Below are 13856 nucleotides of genomic sequence, written 5' to 3'. Positions count from 1 at the left end.
GGCTTACCTCGTCAATCTTCTAACAATTTGTCGTTCAACTGCCGTAGCAATTGCATTCGCATCGTTACCAGTTGCTTGTACGGAGATATTCAAATTAGTTGTTGAACTACTTGAAGCAGCACTCTCAGACATTAAGCCATCTGCTTTCAATTTGTACATTGAACCAATTGCACCGCCATACTCTCCGGCTATCCCTAATGTACCACTGAATGATTTCCCAAAAATACCGCTAATCAATCCACTTGCTGCATTCTTCACACCTGATATAGCGCTTGTAATTTTACCCATAATTGCGCCGCCAAGGTCGCCAATGCCTCCAATAATGCCATCAACAATAGCTTTACCTATACTAGAAAGGTCGCCCAATGCTTGCATAATTCCCGATGGAACACTTCTAAAGAAATTCGCAATTTTATCTCCAATTCCGCTCACTACATTAATAATACTATTAACCCCATTTCTAAAGACGTTGACAACCGACTGCCACACTGAATTAACAATATTTATTATTGTATTCATCACTGTTGTAATGATATTTTTAACTGTATTAAACGTGCTTGATACAACATTAGATATAATCTTTACTGCTGTTGAAATAGTAGCCGTTATGCCATTCCATACCGCTGAAATAATCGCTTTGCATGTATTTAGCACCGTCGATATAACTGTTTTAATGATATTGAATCCGGTAGTGATTACAGATTTAACTACCTCAATTGCAGTTGTTACTACAGTTACAATCACATTCCAAGCTACTGTAAAAATAGTTTTCCATACAGTAAACACCAATTCGAAATATGCTTTTATTCCATTGAAAACAAGTTCTATTGCTGCTTTTATTAGGTTAACAACACCTGTAACGATAGCAAGCAACACATTCAATCCAATATTAAATATCTCCTGTAATGCGGTCCAAAATCCTGAGAAGAATACTTTCATGCCTTCCCATAAACCCTTAATCCATTCAAAACCAGCTGCAAACACTTCTTTGATTCCTTCCCATAATCCTGAAAAAAATGTTCCCACACCTGCCCATACGCCTTTAAGCCACTCTAAAATACCGCCCCAGTTTTTAATCGCTACGATAACCCCGACAATGACTGCCACTACTCCAGCTATTACGCCAATTGCTATCCCCATCGCTGGCAACAATCCCGCGGTAAATATGGCGACTACTGCTGCTATAATAGGTGTTAACATTGCTACAACTGCCAAAACTCCGCCAAAAATAATAATGAATTGTTTAACTGGTCCTGGTATCGCATTAAACATTTGTGATACTGCTTTTAATACATCTACTAAAGTTTCAAAAACTGGTGCTAACGTCTCCGCAATCGCTCCGCCTAACTCTGCCATTGTGTTCGTAAGTTGCTGTTGTGCAACTGTTATTTCATCGATTGGGTCTTTTTGCTTTTCGAATGTTTCTCCGACTAAACCGCCATTTTCTTTCGCTGCAGCGCCAAACTGCTCTAAATCTAAAGTTCCATTTTTAATCGCATCCGCCATCGCTGGACCTTGTTTTGCTCCAAATATTTCGGTCGCTAGATTCAAAGCATCTTGATCGGAAGCAGCGTTTTTTATTCTGTCACTCGTCTCAGCTAATCCATCATTTAATGTCTTCCCTTGTTTAGCATAGACACCTGTCGCTTTTGTCAAAGCTGATACTGTCTTATCTGCATCAAGTCCAGACTTAGCGAATTGCCCTAATACTTCTACTGATGTATCAAAATCCAATCCCATACGCTGTAAAGACGGTGCCCCTTTTTCTACTTGTCCAAATAAACTATCTACTGATTGCCCGGTTCTTTGTGCTGTTCCTGTCACTGCATCTAAAACAGCTGGCAACTGGTCTGTACTCAACCCGAACAAATCCATTGCTTGTTTTGCGTTTATAGTTGATTGTGTTACATCCGTTTCATTAATTTGCGCAAATTTCAACATATATACAGATGCATCTTCAAGAGCTTGGTCTGTCAATCCAAATTGAGTGTTGACCTCTCCAAGCGCTGAACCGATATCCGTTAAGCTATCTACCGCAATGCTTGATGAAATATTTTCATATAAACCTTTAAACTCGTCTGATGCCATACCAGTCTTTCCAGTTATCGTGTCCATAGCGTCATCAACTTCTCTAAAAGCGTCTAACGCTTGTCCCCCAAAATCTATAATACTTTCACCGACACCGGATAGAGCTTCTGCAGCTTCCATTAAGTTTGCAGCATCCAATTTACTTCCAATATCATCTAAAGAGGTAGACGCTTCCCCGATATTATCAAGTTCGCTTCTGAACTCCTTTGCTTCGAGTTGTGCTTCAACGATTTCACGCTCTAAGGCTTTCCATTCATCGGTTCCTATCTTTTCTTCTCCCAATGCTGCTTGTTCCTTTTTTAAAGCCTCTACCTTTTCATCTGCTAAACGTGCTTGCTTTCCCAATAGCTCCATTTTTTCTGCAGCTGCTTCAACATCATTAGGGTTTAACTGTAATTTTTTATTTACTGTATCTAAATCCTGAGCCACTTCGTCCAGCGCTTTATCTAAATTATGAATGGAACTAGGGTCGCCTACTTCTTTTATCCTGCTTGCTGTTGCCTGCATCGTTCTATCAACAACTTGCATCTGCTGTTCAACCTTTTGAATTTCTAGCTCTAACTTGTTCCATTCCTCTGTTCCTACTTTTTCGTTCCCTAAGTCTGCTTGCTTTTTTCTCAGTTCTTCGATTTTTAAAGCGCCGACTTTTGCTTGCTCCTGCAGGTTTTCCATTTTCTTGTTCAATAAATCGATATTGTCCGGATCGAACTTTAATTGCTTGTTAATCGTTTGAAACTCTTTCTTAAGTCCAGTCAAAGCCTTATTCATGCCCTTAACTGAATTATCAAACTCCACTGTATTCGCCCCAAATTTGACGAATAAGCCTTCAAATTCTGTAGCCATCTTTCCACCTCTAATCTGTCATAACTTTTTGAAGTTCGTCTATGCTCATTTGTCTAGGCTTTCTATCCTCTTCTGTCTCTGAAACGGCTGCTAAAATACTAAGCAAGTAATTTAAGTGTTGCTGGTCCGCCCAAAAAGGATCAATACGATTCAAAATTACGCCTCGATAAACTTCTACTGCAGTTACTTTTATTTCTTTTTTCCCTTTTTGTTTCCCTTCGGTGCTTTTCCCTGGTTGGCAGAAATCTCTTGCAACAATTCACCGAAAAATTCTGCATTTACAAGGTTCATCAACCATAGAGACATTTCGGCATTCGATGCTGTTTCATCATTCTGAACAAATCGACCGTCGACCACTTCTGTATACATACACGGCGCTGCCTCCAATACGAACTTCAATACCTCCGGATTAGATACAATAGGCAATAGGCTTAGCTGCTGTTCTTCTGTCATGTTTTTTACATCGTCAACATCTGCGCCCGATACTTTAATTAAATCGATAAATCGAGTAAACGCTTTGTGGTAATCATCAAAGAAAGCTCGTCCAGTTCTTTGCTCGTAAAGCCTCAAAGCAGGTAATGTAAAGATGAAGCGCAGCTGTTCCTCTTTTTTAATTTCGTCGTCGCCCTCTAAGTCTGTATATGTAACCGTTTTTTTAATCATCCGTTTTCCTCCTAAAGAAAAAAGAAGACTAGCGAAAGCTAATCTTCTTCTACTAAAATTGTTAGTTCTAAATTTGTGTAATCGATATTCAAAGCACTTGCTGTCTCTGCTGTTCCACCGCTTGCATCTGCATACACCAAAACGCACAGCAAGCCGTCTGAGACAGTTTGCACGCTATCAAGCATAATTGTGTTCTGTTTAATTTCTGTGCCTGTTGTCACCGTTTCATTGCTCCATGCAGCATTAACAAATACCGCTGTTCTAAATGATGTAGAATCTAAAGACGAACCGAAACCGTGAACATTTGAAACGGCTTTTATCACTTCTTGATTGACTACAGCTGCCTTCTCTTCGTTTGTCGTTGCTTGTCTATCGCTAAAATAGTTGCTGTCATAGCTTTCGAAAGCAGAAAAAACATCGTAGTATAAAGCAACCTGTAATCTGTTGTTAATCGTCGCATTTGTGACTGTGTAGCGCTTGCCGTCGCTTAATTCTTTTATTCCGTCATAGCGTGATTGCGTAAGCTCATAGAAGCTACTAGAATCAGGATTGAGCAAAGTTTGCGAACCTTGCATTTTTGCGATGTTAGCATTCTCAACCACACTACCAGCTACCTTGTTCACATAGTCGCACGTTATTGTGACTTCTTTATACGTGATTTCTTTTGTTTTAAACGTGACTGTATTACTTTCCCCATCTTCATTTACTACCTTTGCTGTATAGGTCGTATTGGGTGTCAAATTCTCCACGGTATAAGGAGAACTAACATTTTCTATTGTTTCTTCATTTAGAATCAAAGCCCCATCGCCCCCATCCAATTTTAATTTTACTGAGTCTTTCGTTAAGTCCGAATAAGTGAGATTGCGGGGCTGATTAGGGTGTGGGGATTGCTGTATCTGGTAAGATAATTTGACTATATGCCAAATCAAACAGTGCAGCATTCGCCTCTGTCTTTCTAATCTGCATAAAGGTTACTGCTTTCCCTTCATCATCAACAACAAGGTTGTTCGGTTGTGCAGTTACAGGAATCTCAAACTCTTTAGGCTCCACACTGTCCTCATCGGTTGCGCTTTCGCTGGTTGGCGCTGATGCTGAAACGTTATAGTAAACAGTTAATTGCTCGATTTCTGTTCCGAATTCGTCTGTGATTGTTTCAATATACTGCCATACAAAGTTAGCCGGCTTTCCTGTATCAATCAATGCGCCAGTCGCCGCAATTTCTTTATACCCTAAGTGATCCACAACAAATTTTTTCGGCATTTGATATACTGTGATATTTCCTTCTGTTGTCTTGTTCCCTCTAAGCTGTACATGTGTTTGATTGTCTGCGTAGTAAGGGTTTGACTCTTGTGTTGTATCAAGTGATACAGCACGCAAGCCTGTAAAGACTGTAGGCGCAACGCTGGTATCTAATTCGCCCGAATCCGTCTTAGTGATTTTTGAAAATGCTCCCCATGCGTTACCGTGCGTTACTTCTCTTGTTTCGTATTGTCTAGCCATGCTTTTTATCTTCCTTTCTGAATTAAAAATAGAGACTAGGCTCTAATTCGGTCTAATCTCTATCTTTTGCATTTCGCTTAAATAGTATTGTTTGCTCGTGTTGTATTCTGGTCTAATGTGCTCCTGTGGGGCTACACTGCTACCTGAGCGTGTTCTGTGTCCTAGTTCGATTAAATGGCTCAACGAACTATGTTCACCTTCATTCCCCACTGTAACGCTCTTCTCGTTCTGGTCTACTTCGGACGTCCATCCAGCAGCATATTTCCCCGAATACCCTTTAGGCGACTTCTGTTTAATACCTGCAGCACACTTCTCTCCGGTCTTACTCAACACTCGCAAAATTTCTTGTTCTAAATTGATATTCAATTGATTTACTTGAACACTGCCTGCCATGTTACCATCTCCCCGATGTTAATATTTCAAGCCTATAATACGTTGCAAGGTAATCTGTATCTAATTGCTTTAAATCATATTGAAACGCCTCTACAGCAAAATTAGACAGCATCAACTCTTCGATACTGTCTAATTTCTTTTTATGATAATGTGTGACCTGCAACAGCACTTTTCTCATGTGTATCTGGTCGTCTGCAGTCAAAGAGCCATTAGGCGATAACCGATAATAGACAATATAATTGTCTGGGCTTCCTGTTGGCTCCCGGTCCGCATAACTGGCACTAGCCTGCAACTCATTGCTCGAAAGTATTGATTGTATTTGCTCACGTGTAAAATACTTTTTAGCCATCAAAGCATCTCCCCAATCTCGATAATCATATAATGCGATTCGATATTGTTTACAACACTTGAAACTTTATAACGTGCGCCTTTCCATTCAACGTACTTAATTTCTATGCCTGATGAAAAACTACTGCGTATTCTAAAGCGTGCAGTTAATGCAAGCCCCTCAGCTTGCGCCTGGTCGATACGCCGCTGGTAAATCTGTTCTTGTTCTGCCTTGATTGTCTTTTGGCTTTCGATGTTCTCCCAAACGCCAGCTTCTACCTCTTCTCTGCTCGTGTATGAAATAGTGATTGCTGTTCTCGATAATCTCACGAGCGATCACTCCTATCGTACTTGCATTTCAATTGATAGATAAGGTTTGTCATTTCCGAATCAATCCATGTAGCTGTTGTCGTCTGATTTCCTGTCATGAGTGTTCTATCAAAACGCTGCAGTATTCTCAAATGCAACCAGTCTAGGATAATCAAATAATCGTCCTCGTCTATCTCGTTCCACTCGGTACTTTCCGAATTCTCTTCAATTTTTCCAATCGGTACATTATTGTTAATTAGGTATTGAATCCCTGAGTTCGCATATAAAAGTAACTGAGAATCGTAGATGGTTTCTTCCACATCAACTTCAATAAGATTTTTGATTTCCTCTAATATTTTCACGTTTCAACACCTGCCAACTTAAGCAATTCAGCTTTATTCATTCCTGACAAATAAGAAATATCTTGTTCATCTAAATAGGCTTTTATTTCAGCGTTTTTGCTGTCTTTGGTTGGTACGTTCGAACCTATCACTATATCCCCTGGTCCTCCATCCCATTCAAGTATGACACTATTGTTTGTCACATCTAAATAGTTTAGATTGCGGGGCTGATTAGGGTGTAGCTTTAGTTAATACTGCAGCGGATTTGAAAGTACCAAGACCTCCGCCAGAATAGATTTCCATAAGATACTCATTTTTGTTTTGACTTAGTGTGAAGTCTTCGTACGAATCCATAACATCATCACCAACAACTTTATACGCATTTCCGACGTATTCAATTGCTTTAGGTGCTGCATCCAAAGCCATGAAATCAGGGGTGAAAATAGCTTCATAGCCTAATGCGCTCGCCATATCAGAACCAATAGGGAAAACTAATCCACCGCTATTACTAGTTAGTTTCAAATCCGCTAATGTTGTTCGAGAAACTACCAAATAGCGTGCACCATCCGCCGTAATAGTTGCATCCATTTTTACTAAATCTTCTAACAAGTTTGTCGTTTCTTCTTGCGTTGATTTATAAGCAAGATCTGAACTTATAATCGCCTCGTATGAATGAATATGTTCATCATCGTTTGATGCTCGACCGTCTCCAATCATCGCAGCACGCTCAATTTCTGAAATGATACGGTTAGGCAATTCAGATAAAACATAGTTAATCAAAGCATTTGTATCTCGTTGCTCTCTGATTGTCTCTTTATCTAGTGTGATGTATTTGAAAATGTATTGAGCACGAATCTCTTTAGGCGCAAGCGTGATCTCTTGCTCAGTTTTTGTTTTTCCTCGTTTGTGTCCTTTAGCTCTTGATGAATCGTCAGTATTTGTATTATGCATAACTTTCAACATAGTTAAGCCTGTATGGTTGAATGTCGCAAAGATAGAGCCTGATTTTTCAAAGGCATCGGTAATAGACGTTACAACGGCTTGAGGCAGCAATACCTCCGGATTAGTAATTCCTTTTTCTTTCAGCTGGTTGCTCCATGCTTGCTTTAACTTTTCGCCGCCTCCGGTTTTTGCTAAAAGCTCCGCAAAGTCTTTAACCGCTTCTTTCGTTTGTAAATACTTCATTTTTGAACCTCCTGTTTTTTCATTCTTTTCTTTTACTCTTTTTGCGATTGCGTCGAGCGACTTTTCTTCGTTCGTGATATCTTCGGATAAAGCAGAAATGGTCGTTTCAAGTTCATCAACTGCAGCAGCTACACGACTAGCCTCTTCCTCCAATTCTGCCAACTGGTTATCTGTTAGCGTTACTTCTTTCAATTTTAAAGTGACTGTTTCTTTTTCTTTTACTACTTTTTCAAGTTCCTTACGTTTCTCCTGCAAGGCTTCTCTTTTGTCTGCTAAATTCATGTGTGTACCTCTCCTTTATCTAATGTTTTTAAAATAGCTGCTCTTCGTGCTTCTTTTGCTTTTTCTTCCGTTTGTACTTCTCTTACCGCTTCTTTGATGATTTCTTTAAAAGCAGCTGCCTCTTTATCATCAAATGATTTCACAACATCAACGACGGCTTGTGTGTTGCTCGGAACTGTAACGATTGACGTTTCAACGACTTCGGCTTCTTTTATTTCCCAACCTCCAAATGGTCTGTTTTTGTCAATCGGTTCATAATCTTTCACTAAAAAGCCAACGCTCATAGAGTCGAGCGCACCCATTTTCATTAAGTCATAGACTTTTTTCGCTACTTCATCGTTCAAATTAAAAAAGCCCTTCACTAGAAGACCTTTTTCATCTACTTCTATTTCCAATTTTCCAATAACACTGTTCCGGTCATGATTGAATAACATAGGAATAACCGACTTTCCTTTTACTGATGCATCAAAGCATCCTTTTAACATCTTGTCGCCGTCTCTGTCCTCGTTATCATAGGTACTTGCATAACCCTTAAAATGAAAGCTGCCTTCTTCTGCTTCTTTGATTGTCTCAATTTCAAAGCTCTTATTTCTCATTTATCCACCCCTCCTTTCAATGGTTTATTTTAATTTCTCAAGAATCTGGCTCATTTTTACCTCAAGCTCAAATAGCTTCTCTTCTGTCTGAGCCGTACCAATCGGCACGGCGTTTTTATTTGATTCAAATACTTCGCCACCTTCAAACTCTGCATAACCTAAAATCTCACGCAATTCATTAGCATTCATGATTCCGCTGTACTTCATTTGATAAGCAAAGTTATTCAAATCCTTAAGGCTCGCAATATCGAACAGGTCAATATACACGAATAGACGTTGCCCTTGTGTTCTTGCAGTTTTGCTAAAGTATTTCCGATAGATTTCTTCTTCAATGACACGCAAGTATACTTTAACAACTGATTGATAGTATGCCCGGTATTGATCCTCAGTATAATCACACGTGAATAGTTTTTCGTTAATACCAAAGGCTTGATAAAGTTGTAACTTTAAAAATTCTAGTTCTTCTTTTGATGCTGTGCCGTAAGTGTTTGTTAACTCTTCGAAATCTTCATCACGTGCCAAATAGCCAATTTCTCCGTTTGCGGCAACTTCCATAATGTTGTTCACTCTATCCTGTGCTTTTTGCTTTAGTTCATCATCAGCTAAAGTAGTTGGAAGTTTTAACAATCCTTTTAACGTTGAACTCTGTTCGTTGATTTTCTCTGATAATGCTTTCAAGTTATCATCGATGATATTAGTTATTTGATTCAATTGAGCGGATAGGTTCTTTTTAGGATTTTCAAAAATCCAAACTGAGCCAACTTCTAACACTTGCGATTCTTCGTCAATCAAAACAGTTATTTTCCCACTATTTATCATCACAACATCATCCACTAACCGAATTTCTTTCAGTGTGCCATTTTCATATACCGGAATAACGACTGCGAGTTGTTCCTGCAGCAACTTTCGAATGACATTCGACCAAAACACTATTGGTGTGTCTTCGTCGTTCGGACTGATTGACAAACACTGCGACAAATCGCTCATTTCCTGCCATTCCATGACTTTTAAATTCTTACCGTTATCTCCTGTCGTGTTTGTTACTTTCACATGCTTGAATTTCATCATCGCAACATCTGTCGCAATCTTATTGAAAATGTTATCCAAGTAGATTGAATTGCTTTTCCAATAGCTGCGCTCTCGAAAATACTTCGGATGGAATACCTGATGATGTCGGAATTTCCACCACGATGTTTTAACTCTTGATAAAACGTTTGTAAATGCATTCGCCACTTTCTCCCCTCCTTTCAATCAAAGTAATAACTCAAGTCTTCTTTATAGTTCTCGTAGCATATGAACGCATCCAATTGTGATGCGAACACGTCAATTTTGTTCTTTGCTTTTGCTCTGTTAGGAAAAATATTGTTGTTTCCATCAATTTTTATATTGACGTTTCCATGACACCAAGTTGAAACAGGATCGTTAAAGATAATCTTTCCAGCTTTCAATTTCTCTTTGTAGATTTTTAGTGGCGTAGAAAGAACTTTAACCGTTTGAGGTACTTCTTTACAGATATCTCCGTAATAGTCGTTAAATCGCTTCACAAGCTGTTTAGCACCCCATCGGTCATAACCTACAGCTACCGGATAAATTTTGTTTTCTTTCATGTACTCCAAAACGGTATCGAAAATAAATTCTTCGTCGTTGTAATCAAGTTCATGAACGATTAACTGACCGTCATTTTTCCATTGCTCATATTGCTCCTTGCTTTCCTTTGGCATATTCTCCACGGTTGCTGCTGGTACAAACTTCAAATTATCAAAATATCTTGTATCGCCATCAACAACCATGAAAGAAACCGAACAAATGTCATTAACATCTGATAAGTCAATACCTAACACACATCTTGTATTCCGTTCCTCATTCCCAATAAAAATAGCCCGGTCAAATTTATCGTGCGAACCTTGACACTCTTCATTTGTGAAATAGGCTAAATGGCTGTTTGATGGTAAATTGAATGTTTTCGCCATTAACTCTGCTTGCTTTGCAGGATTCCCTTTTGACATTTCTATGTCTGTAGCAATCGTTTCTTTTTCTGTGGTAATTCCCAAGAGCGGCATAGCTTTAACCCATTTTTCAGGCTGACGGATTTCTTCTGCTGTATCAAGTTTGTAAATCCAAGGCATAATAGAATCATTGTCTTTTTCGCCGTTAAGAATCGCCATCCACTCGGCATAATACTGGTCGAATAACTTTCCTCTCTTTGTTCCGTTTGTAGAAATGTACCAAGTCATCCAGTTTTTTCTTTTCCGGCTTGAGCCATCGTTGACAACCTTTATAAAGTCCTCGTCGTAGGTGTGAACTTCATCAAAAATATTATAGTGTGCGTTTGTACCGTCCAATGATTCATAATCGGATGTTTTGATACTCATGAGCGAATTGGTAGGCTTATACAAAATACCTCGCTTTGTACTTCTTAACATATCTGCTTCACGCATTAGATGAAGTAAACTATCTTCATTCGATAACATAGCTGCAGAAGCGTTAAACAAATACCCTGCTTGTTCTCGATTGTAGGCAAGCATTTGAATATCTGCCCCATATTCATCATCGATAATCTGCCCGACTTCTCCAATCGCTGAACCTAGTGTAGTTTTCCCTGTTCCTCTTGGTACGATGATTGGAACCTCGTTGATTAACCGCCGTTCTTCTGTTGCTTGATATTCTTCTAATGTCTCAGGGTCAGTTTTTGTTACTTTAGCATCGTGATAAAAGCCCCATGATGTTTCAAGCCAAACTTTTTGAGGTAGCGCCAGTTTTAACTTGCCTGAATTGCCTTTTGTTTGTGAGCATTCATTTTCTATGAAATCGATTCGCTTGTATGCTTCACTAGCTTTAAAACGATAAGTTTTCTTAAACCTCTGAACTCGTTTAATTGATAATTTAACAGGTTCGCAAACTTCTATTTTTCCAGCTTCAATCAATTTTACGTACCTATCAAAATATTTCATGATGAATAGCTCGCCAGTTTCGCTTTAATCAACGATGCCAAACTTTCCTCAGCTGGATTAAGGGTTTCTATCGTTCTTGCTAATGACATGTTTAGTTTTTGGTACTTTTCCATCATGTCACTTTCCAATTTGCTTGGTGTCTCACCATCAACAATGCAAGTGTTAATTTCTTTTGTTAAATGGTTAATTAACACTTGGTTAGAGTTGTATTGGTCTTTCAAGTTCTTTAGCTGCGTAGAATCATTAGGTAGTATCTCCAAAAATCCGCTAGAATCATTTGAGAATTGCGCAGCTGCCACAACATCCACTTTCTTTTTACCTTTATTGTTTGATGGTCCAGGCTTTATTTTGCTTGCAGCCATCTTTTTAAACTGTTCGACTGTTTCCTCCGGTACTTCTTCTGTAGTTTCTTCCACAATACCAAGCCTTTTGCGGTAGTTATAGATAGTTATTCGTGATACTCCGACGGCTGCCGGCACATCTTGCAATTTCAAATATTCCACCTCAATTCCTGTTAACTAGTTATTTTTGATAAGGGAGAGATACGCAAACCTTCATACGCCGTTTTCTTAAAGGGTTTTATCTTAACGTTAAGAGGGGGGATGCTAAAACAAATTAACATCATTTCTGTTTTTCATTTCGTAATCAATTTGATGCGCAAACGTCTTTGAGTTATGGCAACCTAAGCAAAGTAACTGCAGGTTATCCTCATTGAGTGTAATGCTTACATCATATTTGTTACCCGGTGTGACTTCCTCTATGTGGTCCACGATACTCTTACCTCTAATCAACTTACCGCATTTGTTGCAACGCATTCCGTTTATATCTCTTACTCTGTTTCTAAGTTTGATCCATTCTTTCGACCTATAGAACTTCTGTTGCCAGTCTCTAAACTCCTTACCCCATTTGCGCTCACGTTCGTTATACTCTCTCACTCCCATAAAGTTATTTCCTTTCGGGCTTAAGTAACTTGTAGTCTGGGTTTATCTTTAAATCTTTTGGCGGTACAGGATTCCTTCCGCTTCGCATGACTGGTCCGAATCGATTTTCTATATAATTAGAAATAGAGAATAGCAAGAGCAGCTCTAGCAACAATAAAGCTAATCCAGCTATGCAGATAGTCAATATAATGTTTGTCATGTCTATTCCTCCTTATGCAAAATAAAAAGAACGCCTAAGCGCTCTAATCAAAATTATCATTCCTTATTATATTTTTCAGCCCTTCAATATATTATAACCTGATATTTCCTGTTCATTTCACCAGTTATTATATTGAATGCCATATAAATATAATACTGTGTACTAGCAATCTACACGACGACCATCCATGTGCCGTCTGCCGTTTTTCCCTTGTACTTCGGGAGCCCGCTCCTCATCCTCGATTGCTAAAGGGTCGCAATCCTAAATCCCATGCCTGGTTATCTAGGTGCTCCCTAATTACTAAGGTGTGGATTTGCACCACACATGAGTTACTTTCATTCTTCACTCTTTATTGCGTCTACCTATTCCGCCACTTAGTAAACATATATCGCTCACAGACTATGGTAGATTAAAGGAGCAGGATTTCACCTGCCTTCATTTTTTTGTTTTTAGGAATAAGTCTCAGACTGTGAGCGACAGTAAGTTAAACATCAGTAAAAGTTTTCCTTGTTTGTTCGATCTCTCCTGATGTTTAAACTTATTTCATGCTATCATAATAACACATAGTTTGGGACATTTGTTGACACGATTTTGACATCAAGCGAAATCGATAGCAGCAGTACCGAATAGCAATACCGACATATCCCTGATAGCAGCCTTTGTATCACGATAAACAGTTTTCTGGTCAACAAACAGTTTTTCACACAACTGTTTAGCTGTCAGCTTCTCGTCAACCAGATAGCGATATTTCAATACTTCAAAGCGCCGTTTTTCTTCTGGTAATCCCTTACCACAATTCCATTCATATGCCCGAACCATGGCGTCAACATGCTTCATCATCTTAACTGTTTTGAAGTGGTATTTCTCCAAAGTCTCTAAGCTCAATGTTGATAAATCAAGGACGGTATCCTCGTATTCGTCTACTTCGGTTTCATACTCTTCAGCCATCGCTTTTAGCTTGGTGTAGTTCTTCATCAGCAAATCTGTATTTTTCAAATTGCGTTCTCGCTGTTCAGCCTTTTGACGTTTCTCTTTTTGGTCCACGTGCTTTGCGGCTTCTCTGCTGGCAACTTCACTAATAATCTGCAGCTGGTGCTTTGTCAATCCTTTAGACATCCTCTTACCCTCCAATTCTTTTCGACTAATTTATTTTTTCAATACTGCTTTTACTGCTACCCCAATAATCAAAATACAGATTGCAGCAGTCACACTGGCTAAAATCGCTGCACCGCATAAAA

The 13856-nt window shown here is 39.0% G+C and carries 17 protein-coding genes; all 17 read right to left on the bottom strand.

Going from position 1 to position 13856, the window contains the following annotated elements:
* Positions 1–3: 3 nt before the first annotated feature.
* Positions 4–2931, bottom strand: coding sequence for a phage tail tape measure protein (locus IW510_RS01430; protein ID WP_202056031.1), 2928 nt, complete (start codon positions 2929–2931; stop codon positions 4–6).
* A 189-nt stretch (positions 2932–3120) separates the two neighbouring features.
* On the bottom strand, positions 3121–3594 hold the full coding sequence (locus IW510_RS01425; RefSeq protein WP_202056023.1) for a hypothetical protein: 474 nt from the start codon (positions 3592–3594) through the stop codon (positions 3121–3123).
* Between the two features lie 38 nt (positions 3595–3632).
* Positions 3633–4391 carry a hypothetical protein gene (locus IW510_RS01420; protein WP_202056022.1) on the bottom strand — a complete coding sequence of 253 codons (759 nt, stop codon included), beginning with the start codon at positions 4389–4391 and terminating at the stop codon, positions 3633–3635.
* 76 nt (positions 4392–4467) lie between these two features.
* Positions 4468–5094 carry a major tail protein gene (locus tag IW510_RS01415; RefSeq protein ID WP_202056021.1) on the bottom strand — a complete coding sequence of 209 codons (627 nt, stop codon included), beginning with the start codon at positions 5092–5094 and terminating at the stop codon, positions 4468–4470.
* A 42-nt stretch (positions 5095–5136) separates the two neighbouring features.
* Positions 5137–5487 (bottom strand): HK97 gp10 family phage protein, encoded by a 351-nt coding sequence (locus IW510_RS01410; protein WP_202056020.1) that lies wholly within the window; start codon positions 5485–5487, stop codon positions 5137–5139.
* Position 5488: 1 nt separating this feature from the next.
* Positions 5489–5836: a hypothetical protein gene (locus tag IW510_RS01405; RefSeq protein WP_202056019.1), complete on the bottom strand. Its 348-nt coding sequence runs from the start codon at positions 5834–5836 to the stop codon at positions 5489–5491.
* Positions 5836–6144: a phage head completion protein gene (locus IW510_RS01400; RefSeq protein WP_202056018.1), complete on the bottom strand. Its 309-nt coding sequence runs from the start codon at positions 6142–6144 to the stop codon at positions 5836–5838. The genes IW510_RS01405 and IW510_RS01400 overlap by 1 nt, the downstream gene beginning before the upstream one ends.
* The gene (locus IW510_RS01395; RefSeq protein WP_202056017.1) at positions 6141–6485 is read right to left on the bottom strand and encodes a phage head-tail connector protein; all 345 of its coding nucleotides are present in this window, start codon (positions 6483–6485) and stop codon (positions 6141–6143) included. Before IW510_RS01395 ends, IW510_RS01400 begins: the two co-directional genes overlap by 4 nt.
* Positions 6482–6616: a hypothetical protein gene (locus tag IW510_RS21425; protein WP_269091989.1), complete on the bottom strand. Its 135-nt coding sequence runs from the start codon at positions 6614–6616 to the stop codon at positions 6482–6484. The genes IW510_RS01395 and IW510_RS21425 overlap by 4 nt, the downstream gene beginning before the upstream one ends.
* Positions 6617–6695: 79 nt before the next feature.
* Positions 6696–7931, bottom strand: coding sequence for a phage major capsid protein (locus tag IW510_RS01390; protein WP_202056016.1), 1236 nt, complete (start codon positions 7929–7931; stop codon positions 6696–6698).
* Positions 7928–8527: an HK97 family phage prohead protease gene (locus IW510_RS01385; protein ID WP_202056015.1), complete on the bottom strand. Its 600-nt coding sequence runs from the start codon at positions 8525–8527 to the stop codon at positions 7928–7930. Before IW510_RS01385 ends, IW510_RS01390 begins: the two co-directional genes overlap by 4 nt.
* A 24-nt stretch (positions 8528–8551) precedes the next feature.
* On the bottom strand, positions 8552–9760 hold the full coding sequence (locus IW510_RS01380; protein WP_330932571.1) for a phage portal protein: 1209 nt from the start codon (positions 9758–9760) through the stop codon (positions 8552–8554).
* A gap of 14 nt (positions 9761–9774) precedes the next feature.
* On the bottom strand, positions 9775–11478 hold the full coding sequence (locus IW510_RS01375) for a terminase TerL endonuclease subunit (RefSeq protein WP_202056014.1): 1704 nt from the start codon (positions 11476–11478) through the stop codon (positions 9775–9777).
* Positions 11475–11972, bottom strand: coding sequence for a hypothetical protein (locus IW510_RS01370; RefSeq protein ID WP_202056008.1), 498 nt, complete (start codon positions 11970–11972; stop codon positions 11475–11477). The genes IW510_RS01375 and IW510_RS01370 overlap by 4 nt, the downstream gene beginning before the upstream one ends.
* 111 nt (positions 11973–12083) lie before the next feature.
* Positions 12084–12293 carry an HNH endonuclease gene (locus IW510_RS01365; RefSeq protein ID WP_202056573.1) on the bottom strand — a complete coding sequence of 70 codons (210 nt, stop codon included), beginning with the start codon at positions 12291–12293 and terminating at the stop codon, positions 12084–12086.
* Positions 12294–12423: 130 nt separating this feature from the next.
* A complete protein-coding gene (locus IW510_RS01360; protein WP_202056006.1) occupies positions 12424–12618 on the bottom strand; it encodes a hypothetical protein in 195 nt (64 codons plus the stop codon).
* A 597-nt stretch (positions 12619–13215) separates the two neighbouring features.
* Entirely contained in the window at positions 13216–13734 is a 519-nt protein-coding gene (locus IW510_RS01355; RefSeq protein ID WP_202056000.1) for a hypothetical protein, read from the bottom strand.
* Positions 13735–13856 lie beyond the last annotated feature (122 nt).

The sequence above is a fragment of the Enterococcus sp. BWR-S5 genome (genome assembly GCF_016745255.1).
In the GTDB taxonomy this organism is placed as follows: domain Bacteria; phylum Bacillota; class Bacilli; order Lactobacillales; family Enterococcaceae; genus Enterococcus_L.
Note: the sequence above shows the minus strand (reverse complement) of the source record. Positions and strands in the feature narration are given on the sequence as shown.

Bases quoted from the DNA above. Each gene is read 5' to 3' on its own strand.
- IW510_RS01430 (WP_202056031.1), bottom strand. From the start codon at position 2,931: ATGGCTACAGAATTTGAAGGCTTATTCGTCAAATTTGGGGCGAATACA.
- IW510_RS01425 (WP_202056023.1), bottom strand. From the start codon at position 3,594: ATGATTAAAAAAACGGTTACATATACAGACTTAGAGGGCGACGACGAA.
- IW510_RS01415 (WP_202056021.1), bottom strand. From the start codon at position 5,094: ATGGCTAGACAATACGAAACAAGAGAAGTAACGCACGGTAACGCATGG.
- IW510_RS01410 (WP_202056020.1), bottom strand. From the start codon at position 5,487: ATGGCAGGCAGTGTTCAAGTAAATCAATTGAATATCAATTTAGAACAA.
- IW510_RS01405 (WP_202056019.1), bottom strand. From the start codon at position 5,836: ATGGCTAAAAAGTATTTTACACGTGAGCAAATACAATCAATACTTTCG.
- IW510_RS01390 (WP_202056016.1), bottom strand. From the start codon at position 7,931: ATGAATTTAGCAGACAAAAGAGAAGCCTTGCAGGAGAAACGTAAGGAA.
- IW510_RS01385 (WP_202056015.1), bottom strand. From the start codon at position 8,527: ATGAGAAATAAGAGCTTTGAAATTGAGACAATCAAAGAAGCAGAAGAA.
- IW510_RS01375 (WP_202056014.1), bottom strand. From the start codon at position 11,478: ATGAAATATTTTGATAGGTACGTAAAATTGATTGAAGCTGGAAAAATA.
- IW510_RS01365 (WP_202056573.1), bottom strand. From the start codon at position 12,293: ATGCGTTGCAACAAATGCGGTAAGTTGATTAGAGGTAAGAGTATCGTG.
- IW510_RS01360 (WP_202056006.1), bottom strand. From the start codon at position 12,618: ATGACAAACATTATATTGACTATCTGCATAGCTGGATTAGCTTTATTG.
- IW510_RS01355 (WP_202056000.1), bottom strand. From the start codon at position 13,734: ATGTCTAAAGGATTGACAAAGCACCAGCTGCAGATTATTAGTGAAGTT.